The sequence below is a fragment of the Sphingomonas sp. TZW2008 genome, from assembly GCF_002117915.1.
Lineage (GTDB): Bacteria > Pseudomonadota > Alphaproteobacteria > Sphingomonadales > Sphingomonadaceae > Sphingomonas.
Genome location: NZ_BDJB01000003.1, coordinates 1 through 13,132, shown reverse-complemented (window position 1 = coordinate 13,132; position 13,132 = coordinate 1). Strand labels below are relative to the sequence as shown.

The 13,132-nt window shown below is 67.9% G+C and carries 13 protein-coding genes; 7 read left to right on the top strand and 6 right to left on the bottom strand.

The features are described from left to right. Window positions 1–22: 22 nt before the first annotated feature. Entirely contained in the window at window positions 23–457 is a 435-nt protein-coding gene (locus B7L05_RS01805) for a MaoC family dehydratase (protein WP_085808526.1), read from the bottom strand. A gap of 256 nt (window positions 458–713) precedes the next feature. Between B7L05_RS01805 and B7L05_RS01800 the strand changes: the two genes are divergently transcribed. Together B7L05_RS01800 and rpiA are read left to right on the top strand one after the other, a co-directional pair. After that, on the top strand, window positions 714–1,607 hold the full coding sequence (locus tag B7L05_RS01800) for a crotonase/enoyl-CoA hydratase family protein (protein WP_085808525.1): 894 nt from the start codon (window positions 714–716) through the stop codon (window positions 1,605–1,607). Between the two features lie 33 nt (window positions 1,608–1,640). Then, on the top strand, window positions 1,641–2,306 hold the full coding sequence (rpiA, locus tag B7L05_RS01795) for a ribose-5-phosphate isomerase RpiA (RefSeq protein WP_085808524.1): 666 nt from the start codon (window positions 1,641–1,643) through the stop codon (window positions 2,304–2,306). Here rpiA and B7L05_RS01790 read toward each other — a convergent pair. Continuing rightward, window positions 2,303–3,019, bottom strand: a complete 717-nt coding sequence (locus B7L05_RS01790; RefSeq protein WP_085808523.1) for a CPBP family intramembrane glutamic endopeptidase — start codon at window positions 3,017–3,019, stop codon at window positions 2,303–2,305. The two genes, rpiA and B7L05_RS01790, sit on opposite strands and share 4 nt — an antisense overlap. A 180-nt stretch (window positions 3,020–3,199) precedes the next feature. On the opposite strand from B7L05_RS01790, the gene tkt reads away from it, so the two are divergent. The 5 genes from tkt (at window position 3,200) to B7L05_RS01765 (ending at window position 9,159) form a co-directional block, all read left to right on the top strand. Then, entirely contained in the window at window positions 3,200–5,263 is a 2,064-nt protein-coding gene (tkt, locus tag B7L05_RS01785; protein WP_085808522.1) for a transketolase, read from the top strand. Between the two features lie 114 nt (window positions 5,264–5,377). Continuing rightward, a complete protein-coding gene (tal, locus tag B7L05_RS01780) occupies window positions 5,378–6,487 on the top strand; it encodes a transaldolase (RefSeq protein WP_085808521.1) in 1,110 nt (369 codons plus the stop codon). A 131-nt stretch (window positions 6,488–6,618) separates the two neighbouring features. Continuing rightward, complete coding sequence (gene gnd / locus B7L05_RS01775) at window positions 6,619–7,605, top strand: phosphogluconate dehydrogenase (NAD(+)-dependent, decarboxylating) (RefSeq protein ID WP_085808520.1); 987 nt, start codon at window positions 6,619–6,621, stop codon at window positions 7,603–7,605. A gap of 10 nt (window positions 7,606–7,615) precedes the next feature. Next, window positions 7,616–8,416 (top strand): Cof-type HAD-IIB family hydrolase, encoded by an 801-nt coding sequence (locus tag B7L05_RS01770; protein ID WP_085808519.1) that lies wholly within the window; start codon window positions 7,616–7,618, stop codon window positions 8,414–8,416. Then, entirely contained in the window at window positions 8,413–9,159 is a 747-nt protein-coding gene (locus B7L05_RS01765; protein WP_085808518.1) for an HAD-IIB family hydrolase, read from the top strand. Before B7L05_RS01770 ends, B7L05_RS01765 begins: the two co-directional genes overlap by 4 nt. Before the next feature lie 58 nt (window positions 9,160–9,217). On the opposite strand, the gene B7L05_RS01760 is transcribed toward B7L05_RS01765, so the two are convergent. The 4 genes from B7L05_RS01760 to ubiA all read right to left on the bottom strand — a co-directional run bounded on the left by B7L05_RS01760 (window position 9,218) and on the right by ubiA (window position 13,013). Further along, window positions 9,218–10,006 (bottom strand): 3'(2'),5'-bisphosphate nucleotidase CysQ, encoded by a 789-nt coding sequence (locus tag B7L05_RS01760; protein WP_085808517.1) that lies wholly within the window; start codon window positions 10,004–10,006, stop codon window positions 9,218–9,220. Beyond that, entirely contained in the window at window positions 9,999–11,345 is a 1,347-nt protein-coding gene (locus B7L05_RS01755; RefSeq protein WP_085808516.1) for a TldD/PmbA family protein, read from the bottom strand. Before B7L05_RS01755 ends, B7L05_RS01760 begins: the two co-directional genes overlap by 8 nt. 82 nt (window positions 11,346–11,427) lie before the next feature. Then, window positions 11,428–11,919 (bottom strand): ATP-binding protein, encoded by a 492-nt coding sequence (locus B7L05_RS01750; RefSeq protein WP_085808515.1) that lies wholly within the window; start codon window positions 11,917–11,919, stop codon window positions 11,428–11,430. A gap of 173 nt (window positions 11,920–12,092) precedes the next feature. Beyond that, on the bottom strand, window positions 12,093–13,013 hold the full coding sequence (ubiA, locus tag B7L05_RS01745; RefSeq protein WP_085808514.1) for a 4-hydroxybenzoate octaprenyltransferase: 921 nt from the start codon (window positions 13,011–13,013) through the stop codon (window positions 12,093–12,095). Between the last annotated feature and the right edge of the window lie 119 nt (window positions 13,014–13,132).

The following is a 13,132-nucleotide window of genomic DNA, read 5'->3' as shown; positions in this document are numbered from 1 at the left end:
GAGGGCGGCGGTCAGTGCTGGATCAGGCGAACACCTGCGTGATCCACTCGGCGATCATTGCCGGCTTCTGCGAGCCTTCGATCTCGATCGTGGTTTCCGTGGTGAATTGGTACTGGCCGGGGCGCTTTTCCTCGAACTCGGTCAGCTTCGAGCGGCCACGCACCTTCGAGCCCGACGGCACGGGAGCGAGGAAACGCACTTTGTTGCCGCCGTAGTTGACGCCCATCTTGACGCCGTCGAGGCGCGGCATGTCCGGGTTCTTCGCCGACAGCAGCGGCAGCAGCGACAGCGTGAGGAAGCCGTGCGCGATGGTGGTGCCGAACGGCGTTTCCTTCGCGCGGACGGGATCGATGTGGATGAACTGGTGATCGCCCGTCGCATCGGCGAACTTGTTGATCATCTCCTGCGTCACCTCGACCCACTCGGACACGCTTTCCTTGCCGATCGCGGCCTTCATCTCGTCTGCCGTCACTAGGTTCCCCCTTTGGCCTGCCGCCCCCTGCGCGGGGCTCCGCGACCCTCTAGGCGCGGGGCTTTGACCTCGCAAGCCTGCTGGACCGGAAGCTCCAAAGCCGGCGGGCGGCAAAGCGTGCGGGGCGGACCCGATCTTCTAAAAGCACCGTCGCGGCGCCGGCCGCTTGCGTGCGCCACCATAAATAATGTTATGGTGGCGCGACGGCCGCGATCGCAGCGGCGCTTTGGGAGAGGCAAGCGTGGCTTACGAGCAGATCATCTACGACGTTAAGGACGGCATCGCGACCATCACGCTCAACCGGCCGGAGAAGCTCAACGCGTTCACCGGCACGATGATGGCCGAGATGATCGATGCATTCGACAAGATCGACGCCGACGACGACGTGCGCGCGGTGATCGTGACCGGTGCGGGGCGGGCCTTTTGTGCGGGCGCGGATCTGTCGGCAGGGGCGAAGACGTTCGATTACGACAAGCGCACCGATCGCCCGGATCACGGCAGCGGCCAGGGCGGGCTCACCTATGAGATGGAGGAGGCGCGCGACGGCGGCGGGCGGCTGACGCTGCGCATCTTCGAATGCCTGAAGCCGGTGATCGCGGCGGTGAACGGCCCCGCGGTGGGCATCGGATCGACGATGCAGCTGGCGATGGACATCCGCATCGCGAGCGACACGGCGCGCTTCGGCTTCGTCTTCGCGCGGCGCGGCATCGTGCCTGAAGCGGCGTCGAGCTTCTTCCTGCCGCGCGTCGTGGGCATCAGCCAGGCGCTCGAATGGTGCTATTCGGGCCGAGTGTTCGATGCGCAGGAGGCGCTGAGCGGCGGCCTCGTCAAGCAGGTGGTGCCGGGCGCCGACCTGCTCGCGACCGCCACCGCGTTGGCGCGCGAGATCGCCGACAATACCGCGCCGGTCTCGGTCGCGCTGACACGGCAGATGCTGTGGCGCGGGTTGGGCATGAGCCACCCGATGGACGCGCACAAGATCGACAGCCGCGCGATCCTGTCGCGCGGTCGCTCGGGCGATGCCAAGGAAGGCGTCACCTCATTCCTCGAGAAGCGCCAGCCGAACTATCCCGACAAGGTGTCCGCCAACATGCCGGACTATTTCCCGTGGTGGGAGGAGCAGAAGTACGGCTGATCCGATGACACGCCTGCCGCGTTATGACGCGGCATGAGCGTCGAGAATGACAAGAGGCTGGCCGCGGCGGCTGCGGTGGATGAGGTGCGCGACGGGATGATCGTCGGCCTCGGCACCGGATCGACCGCGGCCTTCGCCATCGCGGCGCTGGTCGCGCGGGTGCGTGCGGGCCTCGCGATCGAGGCGGTGGCAACGAGCGAGGCGAGCGCGGCGGCGGCGTGCGCGGGCGGGATCGCCGTGCGCGACTTCGCCGACGTGGCGCAGATCGACCTCGCGATCGACGGTGCGGACGAGATCGACGACCGGCTGTGGGCGATCAAGGGCGCCGGCGGCGCGATGCTGCGCGAGAAGGCGGTCGCGGCCGCGGCGCGGCGGATGATCGTGATTGCTGACGGATCGAAGCGCGCGCCGGCGATCGGCGCGGCGAAGCTGCCGGTCGAGGTACTGCCCTTCGCGCGCGCGTTCGTCGTTGCGCGGCTGGAGCAGCTTGGCGCGGCGGTCACGGTGCGCGAGGGGTATCTGACAGACAACGGCAACCTCGTGGCCGACTGCCGCTTCGCCGCGATGCCTGATGCGCGCGCGCTGGCGGCGGCGATTGCAGCGATCCCCGGCGCGCTGGGGCATGGCCTGTTCCTCGACGAGGTGGATGCCGCCTATGTCGCGGACGGCGGCGTCGTCACACGGCTGGAGCGCGGCTAGATCAGGAAACCGATCGTGTTGCCGAAATTGTGCAGCAGGATCGGGATCAGCACGCTGCCGGTGCGCAGCCGGATCCACACCGCGAGCAGCGATGGGACGGCGGTGAGCGCCATGAACAGCGGCTCGAACGCGAACCCATCGTCGCCGTAGCTGAAGGCGTGCGCGAGGCCGAAGATGGCGCAGGCCAGCAGCGCACCCAGGCTCCAGTCGACGCCCAGGAAGCGGCGGCGGCCGGCAAAGGCGCGCTCGAGCAGCAGCAGCAGGAGGCCGCGGTAGAAGGTCTCCTCCTCGATCCCCGGCATCGTCATCTGGAAGGCGAGCGCCTCAGGCGTCGCGGGATCCTCGGGGCGCATCAGCGCGAGCGCGACGAACAATGCGACGTAGATCGCCGCGACAGGGACGACGGCGACGAGGCTGCGCGGCGCCTGCCGCAGCGTCAGCCCGGCGGCGCGCCATCCGATCGCCGGGTGCGCGGCGACAAATAAGGTGACACCGAGCGCGAGCAGCTTGCCCTGCCAGTTCCACTCAGCGGCAGGAAGGAAATCGGGGATGGTGCGATAGACGCGCGTCAGCAGCGCATCGTTGACGAGGATCGCGGCGGCAGCGGCGAGCAGCCAGCGCCAGCGTACCGTGCCGGGGCGAACCATCGTCGCGATGGCGCCAACGCCGAGCAGCATCGCGATCACCGCGCCGATGGAAACAAGCCCGTTCATGTCGATCCCCAACACGCGGTGACGCGCGCGCTGTCGTTAGCCGCCGGAGGGGCCGAAAGCGATATCGTTACGGCGCTGCAACGCGGGTGGATCGGGCACCGGCGAGCGACTAGAGGAGCGGGGACTCGGCAACCGGGCCACGGCCCGCGCGTTCGACGCCATGAACCAGCGAGGGCTCCGATGACCGATACGAAGACTGCGCCTGCCGGCGTGCACGAGGACGGATCGTCCGAGCGGCTGGCGATCGATACGATCCGCACGCTGGCGATGGACGCCGTGCAGGCGGCGAATTCGGGCCATCCGGGCACGCCGATGGCGCTCGCCCCCGTCGGCCACACGCTGTGGACCAAGTTCCTGCGCTACGATCCCGCGCAGCCGCACTGGCCGAACCGCGACCGCTTCGTCCTGTCGGTCGGCCATGCATCGATGCTGCTCTACTCGCTGCTGCACCTTGCCGGGGTGAAGCAGCCCGACGGCGCGCCGGCGGTGAGCCTCGACGACATCAAGGCGTTCCGCCAGCTCGGCTCGAAAACGCCGGGGCATCCCGAATACAGCCACACCGTCGGCGTCGAGACGACGACGGGGCCGCTCGGGCAGGGCTGCGGCAATTCGGTCGGCATGGCGATCGCCGAGCGCTGGATGGCGGCGCGCTACAACAAGCCGGGGTTCACGCTGTTCGACCACGATGTCTATTCGCTGTGCGGCGACGGCGACATGATGGAAGGCGTCGCGGCGGAGGCGGCGAGCCTTGCCGGGCATTTGAAGCTCGCCAACCTGTGCTGGATCTACGACAGCAATCATATCTCGATCGAGGGCGGAACCGATCTCGCGTTCGACGAGGACGTGGGCAAGCGGTTCGAGGCCTATGGCTGGGCGGTGATTCACGTCGACGACGCCAACGACGTCGGCGCGCTGACGCGTGCGTTCGAGCAGTTCCGCGCGACGAACGACAAGCCGACGCTCATCGTCGTCCACTCGGTGATTGGCTGGGGCAGCCCGCGCGCCGGCAGCGAGAAGGCGCACGGTGAGGCGCTGGGCGAGGAGAACGTCAAGCTCACCAAGCAGGCCTATGGTTGGCCCGAGGACAAGAGCTTCTACGTGCCCGACGGCGTGCAGCAGGGCTTCGAGCAGGCGATGACGGACCGCGCCGTGCCGCTGCGCGAAGCGTGGGAGGCGAGCCTTGCGAAGTATCGCAGCGAGCATGCCGATCTGGCGAAGGAGGTCGACGCGATCCTTTCGGGCTCGCTGCCCAAGGGATGGGACGCGGATATCCCGGTGTTCGAGGCGGATGCCAAGGGGGTCGCCAGCCGCGATTCGGGCGGCAAGGTGCTGAACGCGATCGCCAAGAAGATGCCGTGGCTGATCGGCGGTTCGGCCGATCTGGCGCCGTCGACCAAGACCGACATCAAGGACGCGGGATCGTTCGAGGCGAGCAATTACGCCGGGCGCAACTTCCACTTCGGCGTGCGCGAACATGCGATGGGCGCGATCGTCAACGGCATGACGCTGTCGGGGCTGCGCGGCTACGGCAGCACCTTTTTCGTGTTCCTCGACTATATGCGCCCGCCGGTCCGCCTGTCGGCGCTGATGGAATTGGGCGCGGTGTGGGTGTTCACCCACGATTCGATCGGCGTGGGGGAGGACGGGCCGACGCACCAGCCGATCGAGCAGATGGTGATGCTGCGCGCGACGCCGGGGCTCGACATGTTCCGGCCCGGCGACGCGAACGAGGTTGCGGCCGCATGGCGCGCGATCGTCGAGGATCACCGCCAGCCGGCGGCGCTGGTGCTCTCGCGCCAGGCGCTGCCGACGCTCGACCGTAGCAAATATGCCAGCGCCGATGGCGTGAAGCAGGGCGGCTACGTGCTGGCCGACAGTGACGGCACGCCCGACGTGATCCTGATCGCGACGGGCAGCGAGGTGAGCTTGGCGATCGCGGCGCACGAGAAGCTGCAGGGCGAGGGGGTCAAGAGCCGTGTCGTCTCGATGCCGAGCTGGTTCCGCTACGAGAAGCAGTCTGACGAATACAAGGAGAGCGTGCTGCCGGCGAGCGTCGGCGCGCGGGTGGCGATCGAGATGGCGGGCGAGATCGGCTGGGACCGCTATGTCGGCTTGAAGGGGCGCACGATCACCATGTCGACCTTCGGCGCGTCCGCCCCGATCGCCAAGCTGGCCGACAAATACGGCTTCACGCCCGACAATGTCGCCAAAGTCGCGAAAGAGGCGATCGCCGCGAACCGCTGACCACGCACCTCCGCCGATCGCCTCTGCCGGCGGGTGGATCGCGATCGGGCGGGGGACGTTGACAGGGCAAGGGTGACGCGTGGTGCGCGCGGCACGAAGATATAGGTATCGATGATGGGCAAGCTGAACGATCTCGCGAATGCCGGGCAGGCGATATGGCTCGATTTCGTCGCGCGCGATTTCCTGAACGACGGTGGGCTGAAGAAGCTGATCGACGAGGATGCGGTGACGGGCGTCACCTCCAACCCAACGATCTTCCAGCAGGCGATGGGCGAGGGAACCGCGTATGACACGAGCCTGGCCGCGTACGACAAGGCGCACCCCGGCGCGCCGGCGATCGACCGCTACGAGCATCTCGCGATCGAGGACATCAAGGCCGCGGCGGATACGCTACGCGCGGTGTACGACCGGCTGGGAGCAAAGGACGGCTACGTCAGCCTCGAAGTGTCGCCCTATGTCGCCAATGATACCGATGCGACGATCGCCGAAGCGAAGAAGTTGTGGGCCGCGGTCGACCGGCCCAATCTGATGATCAAGATCCCCGGGACGCCGGCGGGCGTGCCGGCGATAGCGGCGACGATCGCGGCGGGGATCAACGTCAACGTCACGCTGCTGTTCTCGCAGCAGAGCTACCAGGCGGTCGCGCTGGCCTATGCCGACGGGCTCGAGCAGCGCGTCGCGCGGGGCGAGCCTATCGATCAGATCGCGAGCGTCGCCAGCTTCTTCGTCAGCCGGATCGACAGCAAGATCGACAAGAAGATCGAGGACGGCACAGGCGGTGAGGCGGGCAAGGCGCTCGCCGGCAAGGTGGCGATCGCCAACGCCAAGCTCGCCTATGCCTGGTACCAGGAGTTCATCGCGTCCGACCGGTGGCAGGCGCTGGCGGCGAAGGGCGCACAGCCGCAGCGGCTGCTGTGGGCGTCAACCGGGGTCAAGAACCCCGACTATCCCGACACGCTTTACGTCGACACGCTGATTGGGCCCGACACCGTAAACACGATGCCGCCCAAGACGATGGACGCGTTCCGCGAGCGCGGCACCGCGCGCGCGACGCTGACCGACGATCTCGACGGTGCGCGCCACGTGCTGGCGGAGGCCGAGCGGCTCGGGCTCGACCTCGATGGGGTGACGGCGACGCTGGTCGAGGAGGGCGTCGCCTCCTTCTCGAAATCGTTCGACGAACTGCTCGGCTCGATCGCGGCGAAGCACCCGGCCGAGGCGTGAGAGGCGCGCGGAACGGAAAGCTATGTTGCTCCGTTCCGCGCTGAGATCGTCGGTGTCGGCGCGGGTGAACCATCACTCGCGCGGACGTTCGGCGCATGCGGTCGGGACCAGGCCGTTGGGAGAATCGTGACATGAAGATCGGCATCGTCGGCCTCGGCCGGATGGGCGGCAACATCGCGCGGCGGCTGATGCGTGGCGGCCATGAGGTGGTAGTATGGGATCGCGACGCGGAGGCTGTGTCGAAGCTCGCTGGCGAGGGCGCGATCGCGGCAGACGCCTTGGAGAGCATGAAGGACAAGCTCGACACGCCGGCGATCTACTGGATCATGCTGCCGGCGGGCGCGCCGACCGAGAGTACGATCGAGACGCTGTGCAGCCACGAGTGCGCGGCCGGCGACATCATCATCGACGGCGGCAACACCTTTTGGAAGGACGACGTGCGCCGCGCCAAGGCGCTGGCGGAGAAGGACGTACACTATGTAGACGTCGGCACGTCGGGCGGCGTGTGGGGGCTCGAGCGCGGCTATTGCATGATGATCGGCGGCGACAAGGAGACGGTCGATTTGCTCGATCCGATCTTCGACACGCTGGCGCCCGGGCTCGGCTCGGTCGGCCGGACGCCGGATCGCGACGGCACGAACGAGGATCCGCGCGCGGAGAAGGGCTATATCCACGCCGGGCGCGCAGGCGCGGGCCATTTCGTGAAGATGGTGCACAACGGCATCGAATACGGCCTGATGCAGGCGTACGCCGAGGGCTTCGACGTTTTATGGGGCCGCAACGTCGATCACTTGCCGGAGGACGAGCGGTTCAATTTCAACCTGACCGACATCGCCGAGGTATGGCGGCGCGGATCGGTGATCTCGTCATGGCTGCTAGACCTTACCGCCGCGGCGCTCGCCAAAGACCAGACGCTCGAGCATTTTTCGGGCAGCGTCGCCGATTCGGGTGAGGGGCAGTGGACGATTCAGGCCGCGATGGAGCAGGCGACGCCGGTTTCTGTGCTGACCACGGCGCTGTTTGCGCGCTATCGCAGCCGCATCGACGACATGTTCGGCGACAAACTGCTTTCCGCAATGCGCTACGGCTTCGGCGGCCACGTCGAGATCCCGCAATGATCGCTAGCCGATGACGCTGGTCGTCTGCGACGTCGACGGCACGCTGGTCGACAAGAACAAGAAGCTGACGCCCGGGACGATCGCGGCGGTCGGCCGATTGCGCGCGGCCGGCATCGGCTTCACGATCATCAGCGCGCGGCCGATGTCGGGCATCCGCCCGATCCTCGACGCGCTCGATCTCGACGTGCCCGTCGGCGCGTTCAACGGCGGGATTGTGTTCGCGCGCGATGGCAGCGTGGCGCAGCGCGAGACGGTGCCCGCCGAGGTGGCGCGCGGTGTGTTCGAGATCGCGAAGGATGCTGATGTCGATCGTTGGGTATTTGCTGACGACGTCTGGTACGCATCGAGCACGGACGGTGCGCACGTGCCGAGCGAGCGGCTGGCATCGAACCAGGAGCCGGTGATCCGTGACGATTTCGATGATCTGCTCGACCATGCCGACAAGATCACCTTCGTCAGCGACGACGAGGCGCTGCTGCGCGAGCTGACCAAGCAGGCAGAGGCGCGCTTTGGCAAGGCAGCGACGATCGTCCAGTCACAGACCTATTATCTCGACGTGACGGCGAAGCGGGCGAACAAGGGGGACGGCATCGCCGCGCTGGCAGACGCGATCGGCACGTCGCTCGACCGCACGATCGCGATCGGTGATCAGGCGAACGACCTTGCGATGTTCGCGCGCGCCGGGCGATCGATCGCAATGGGCAATGCAGCAGACGCAGTGAAGGCGAAAGCCGGCGACGTGACGCGCGGCAACGACGCCGACGGTGTCGCCTATGCCATCGACCATTTCATCCTTGGGAGAATGATGTGAAGCAATTGGTTGCGTTCGACCTCGACGGCACGCTGGCGGAGAGCAAGCAGGCGATCCAGGCCGACATGGGCGAGGCGCTGGCCGATCTGCTTGGCGTCGCGCACGTTGCCGTCATCTCGGGCGGGGATTGGCCGCAGTTCGACAAGCAGGTCGCCTCGCGCCTGCCCGAGCGCGCCGACCGGTCGAGGCTGTGGCTGATGCCGACGACGGGAACGAAGCTTTTCACCTATCGCGACGGCAAGTGGGGCTCGGTCTACGCGGAGCTGTTCACCGACGAGCAGAAAAAGAAGATCCTGACAGCGTTCGACGAGGCGCTGGAGGCGACGGGCTTCGTGCCCGAGAAGACGTGGGGCGAGCGGATCGAGGATCGCGGCAGCCAGATCACCTTCTCCGCGCTGGGCCAGGAAGCGCCGATCGACGCCAAGGAGCATTGGGATCCCGATTTCGCCAAGCGCAAGGTGATCCAGGCGGATCTCAAGAAGCGGCTGCCGGGGCTGTCGATCAACATGGGCGGTGCGACGTCGATCGACATCACGCAGGAAGGCGTCGACAAGGCCTATGGCCTGAAGCGGCTGCGCGATGAGAGCGGCATCCCGCTCGACGCGATGATGTTCATCGGCGACGCGATCTTCCCCGGCGGCAACGATTATCCGGCGAAGGAGCTCGGACTTGATACGGTGCGCGTGCGCGATCCCAAGGAAACGCTGAGCGTGATCGCAGCGATCGTCGCCTGCCAGAAGTAAGCGGCGATCGATAGCGGAGCGGGGCTCGCCGGCGTGGCGGCGGGCTCGTTACCTTCGGCTAGCGCCCGATGATCGCGCGGGCGCGGTTCGAGAGGCGCGCGATCGCCGCGTCGTGGATGCCGCGACTGCTGGTGATGACGCCGAACGCGCGCGGATCGGGCTTGTTGAAGACGAGCTGCGCGCCAAGCGCGTCGGTGACGCAGCCGCCCGCCTCCGCCGCGATCAGTACCGCAGCCGCAATGTCCCATTCATTGCCCCAGCGCAGCGTCGCGACGAGATCGGCGCGGTCGTCGGCGACCATCGCCATGCGCAGCGCGATCGAATTGGGCTTTTCGACCGTGGTGAGATCGCGATCGGTCTTGGGCAAGGCATCGGTCGGCACGCGCGCGCCGGCGAAGTCCTGACGCGTGCTGGCGGTGAGCGGGTTGCCGTTGAGCGTGGCGCCACTGCCGGCGACGGCGCACCACACCTCGTTGCGGGCCGGCGCATCCAGCACGCCGATCACCGGGCGGCCCTGATCGACGAGCGCGACCGATACCGCCCAGCCGGGGCGACCGCGAATATAGTCGCGCGTGCCGTCGATCGGATCGACCACCCAGATCCGCTCGCGCTCCAGCCGGTCGGGATGATCGGCGGTCTCCTCCGACAACCACCCCGCATCCGGCAGCAGCGCCGACAGGCGCGTACGCAGCAGCGTGTCGACCGCGAGATCGATCTCGCACACCGGCTCGCCCGGCGACTTTTCCCAACGTGCGAAATCGGTGCGGAAACGCGCCTGCGCGAGCGACGCCGCTTCGCGCGTGATCGCGGCGACTGCATCGGCGAGGCCAGCGGCGTTATCAGCCACCGGCGATCGTCATCCCGTCGATGCGGACAGTCGGTACGTTGGTGCCGTAACGGAATTCGAGATCGTTCGCGGGCGTCAGGAGGCGGAACATGTCCTTGAGGTTGCCCGCGATGGTGAATTCGGCGATCGGCCCGGCGATCTCGCCGTCCTCGATCAGGAAGCCCGCCGCGCCGCGGCTGTAATCGCCGGTCACGCCATTGACGCCCTGGCCGATCAATTCGGTGACGTAGACGCCGCGCTTGATGTCGCCGATCAGCGTCGCGACGGGCACGTGGCCAGCGTGCATGTAGAGATTGCTGGTGGTGATCCCCGGCGCGCCGCCGATGCCGCGCGCGGCGTGCCCGGTCGGTTCGAGCCCGAGCTGCCGCGCGGACGCCGAATCGAGCAGCCAGCTTTCCAGCATACCGTCAGCGATGATGTCGGTCGGCGACACCGGCAGGCCCTCGCCGTCGAACGGGCGCGAGCGCAGGCCGTGGGGACGGTGCGGATCGTCGGAGATCGTGATGCCGGGCGCGAAGACCTGCGTGCCGAGCGCGTCGAGCAGGAAGCTGGTGCGCCGCGCGATCGCCTGGCCCGAGATTGCACCGGTGAGGTGGCCGAGAAGCCCCGCGCCGACGCGCGGATCGAACACGACGGGAAGCGCGGCGCTGTCGATCTTGGCGGGGTTGAGCCGCGCGACAGCGCGCTCGCCGGCGCGGCGGCCGACCTCTTCGGGCGCATCGAGGCGATTGTGGTGGCGCGCCGACGTGAACGAATAGTCGCGTTGCATGCCGCCGCCCTCGCCGGCGATGACGCTGGCGGAGAGGCCGTAGCCAGTGGTGGCGTAGGCACCGGCGAAGCCATGGCTGGTGGCGAGCGCCCAGACGCTGCGCGAGGCGCTCGCCCCGCCGCCCTCGCTGTTGGTGACGCCGGGAACGGCGCGTGCCGCCTCCTCAGCGGCTTCGGCAGCTGCGCGCAGCTCGACCGGGGACAGATCGCCGCCATCGTCGAGATCGAGCAGCGGCGGCGCGCCCTTCATCAGCCGATCCCCTGGCGCGAGCCCTGCCCAGCGATCCTCAGGCGCCTCGCGTGCCATCGCCACCGCGCGCTCGACCAGCGCATCGAGTGCGTCGGACGAGAGATCGGACGTCGATACGCTGGCCGAGCGCTGGCCCACGAAAACACGCAGACCGAGATCCTCGCTCTCCGACCGGCCGACATCCTCGAGCTTGCCGAGGCGGACGGAGATTTCGGACGAGGCGTCGGCGGCGAAGACTGCATCGGCGGCGTCCACGCCCGCCCTGACGGCGCGGGCAACGATATCGGCGGCGCGTTCCTGCGCCTTGGTCGGGTTAAGCATGGTCGCGACTTAGGACGGCGGCGGGTCGGTTGCTAGGTGGCGTGGCGCCGCATGTGGCGTGCAGCGCGTTCCTGCGAGCGGATCACGTGCGATGTATAATAATATCGAGCCCTTCATCGGTGCTCGGCGCGACGAAGCGCTCGGTGAACAGCGCGAAATCGGCGTCGCTGACGGCGAATTGATGCGTGCCCGCGCGGTTGCGGTGGTGCAGCCGCTCGAGGCAGATCGCGTCGGGCACGTCGAGATAGTGGAGTTGGTGCGCGCAGCCAGCTTGGTCGGCGAGTGCACGCATCCAGGCGCGACTGGAAGGCGTGTTAGCGGGAAAGTCGAGCACCACCGATACGCCCGTCCGCAAAAGGTCGACGAGATGTGGGCCGATCGCGGCGCGCAGCCGAGAGGCGTTGCGGACGTAGTCGGCGAGCGTCGTCTGCTCGCCCGGATAGAGGGTGGCGAGCCAGTGATCTTCGGCGACTAGGATGGTGTGCGGTGCGCGCGCGATCTGCGTGGTGAGCGTCGATTTGCCGGCGGCGATCTTGCCGCACACGAGGTGCAGCATTGGTGAGGGTGGGGCCACAAGATGATCCTTGAGGGACGGCCGAACGGCCGTGCGGTACTGGCGAGCTGGGCGATCGGCTCCGGCCTGACGGATCAGGCTGAGCGGCTAATTCGCACCGACAAGGCGGAGAGGCGTATTGCGCGGATCATAGCGGCATCATGCATGGGGCGTGGGAGCTGTAAAGGCCGGAGTCAGAGCTGGGTGCCGACGACGAGGCAGGCGAGGAACATCAGCAGGCCGGCGAAGCGATTGGCGCGGAAGCGGGCGAGGGCGCCCGCGCCGTCATCCGGACGGAGTGTCGCGACCTGCCACAGGAGGTGAAGCGCGATCGGTAGCAGCGCGACGAGGACGAGCGGATCGGCGCGGCGCTGCCAGAAGGCGAGAGCCCAAAGCGCCAGTGCGCCGGCATAGCACAGCGCGGTGCCGCCGCGGACATGACGGCCCATGCGTAATGCGGAGGACCGCACGCCGATCAGCGCATCATCCTCGCGATCCTGAAGCGCGTAGATCGTGTCGTAGCCGACGACCCAAAGCACCGAGCCGGCGTAGAGCAGCAGGCCCGGTGCGGTGAGCGCGCCCCACGCCTCGAGCCAGCCGACAAGCGCCGCCCAGGAGAAAACGAGCCCGAGCCACGCCTGCGGCCACCAGGTGATTCGCTTCATGAACGGATAGGCCGCGACGAGCACAAGGCTGGCGACGGCGAGGACCGCGGTGTCGAAGCGCAGCTGGATCAGCACGGCAAGCCCGACGAGGCAAAGCAGGCCGAGCCAGCTCCAGGCGGCGCGCAGCGAGACCGCGCCGCTGGCGAGCGGTCGCGAGCGCGTGCGCGCGACGCTGGCGTCGAGGTCGCGGTCGACGATGTCGTTGTAGACGCATCCCGCGCCGCGCATCGCGACGCTGCCGGCGAGCAGCCACGCGATCAGTGGCCAGCGATCGATCGCGCCGCCCGCGAGCGCGACCGCCCAGGCGCCGGGCCAGAATAGCAGCCACCAACCGATCGGGCGATCGAAGCGCGCGAGCAGCGCGAACGGGCGGAGGCCGGCGGGGAGTGCGGCGACGAGCCCGCGGTGCTCGCTGTCAGGCGTGATATCGGGCGCGGTAGGGGGCGGCATGGTCACGCCGCGCTGCCTATCGCCGCTGCCCCGCTTTCGCCACAGGCGAGTAGTAGCCCTAGGGTCAGGACCCATTGATGTGAGTGTCGCGATCTGATTCAGGCTTCGCGAGGAGACCC

Coding starts and splice junctions, on each gene's coding strand:
- tkt (WP_085808522.1), top strand. CDS start 3,200: ATGACCGATACGAAGACTGCGCCTGCCGGCGTGCACGAGGACGGATCG.
- B7L05_RS01790 (WP_085808523.1), bottom strand. CDS start 3,019: ATGAACGGGCTTGTTTCCATCGGCGCGGTGATCGCGATGCTGCTCGGC.
- B7L05_RS01770 (WP_085808519.1), top strand. CDS start 7,616: ATGACGCTGGTCGTCTGCGACGTCGACGGCACGCTGGTCGACAAGAAC.
- gnd (WP_085808520.1), top strand. CDS start 6,619: ATGAAGATCGGCATCGTCGGCCTCGGCCGGATGGGCGGCAACATCGCG.
- ubiA (WP_085808514.1), bottom strand. CDS start 13,013: ATGCCGCCCCCTACCGCGCCCGATATCACGCCTGACAGCGAGCACCGC.
- B7L05_RS01805 (WP_085808526.1), bottom strand. CDS start 457: ATGAAGGCCGCGATCGGCAAGGAAAGCGTGTCCGAGTGGGTCGAGGTG.
- B7L05_RS01755 (WP_085808516.1), bottom strand. CDS start 11,345: ATGCTTAACCCGACCAAGGCGCAGGAACGCGCCGCCGATATCGTTGCC.
- tal (WP_085808521.1), top strand. CDS start 5,378: ATGGGCAAGCTGAACGATCTCGCGAATGCCGGGCAGGCGATATGGCTC.
- rpiA (WP_085808524.1), top strand. CDS start 1,641: ATGAGCGTCGAGAATGACAAGAGGCTGGCCGCGGCGGCTGCGGTGGAT.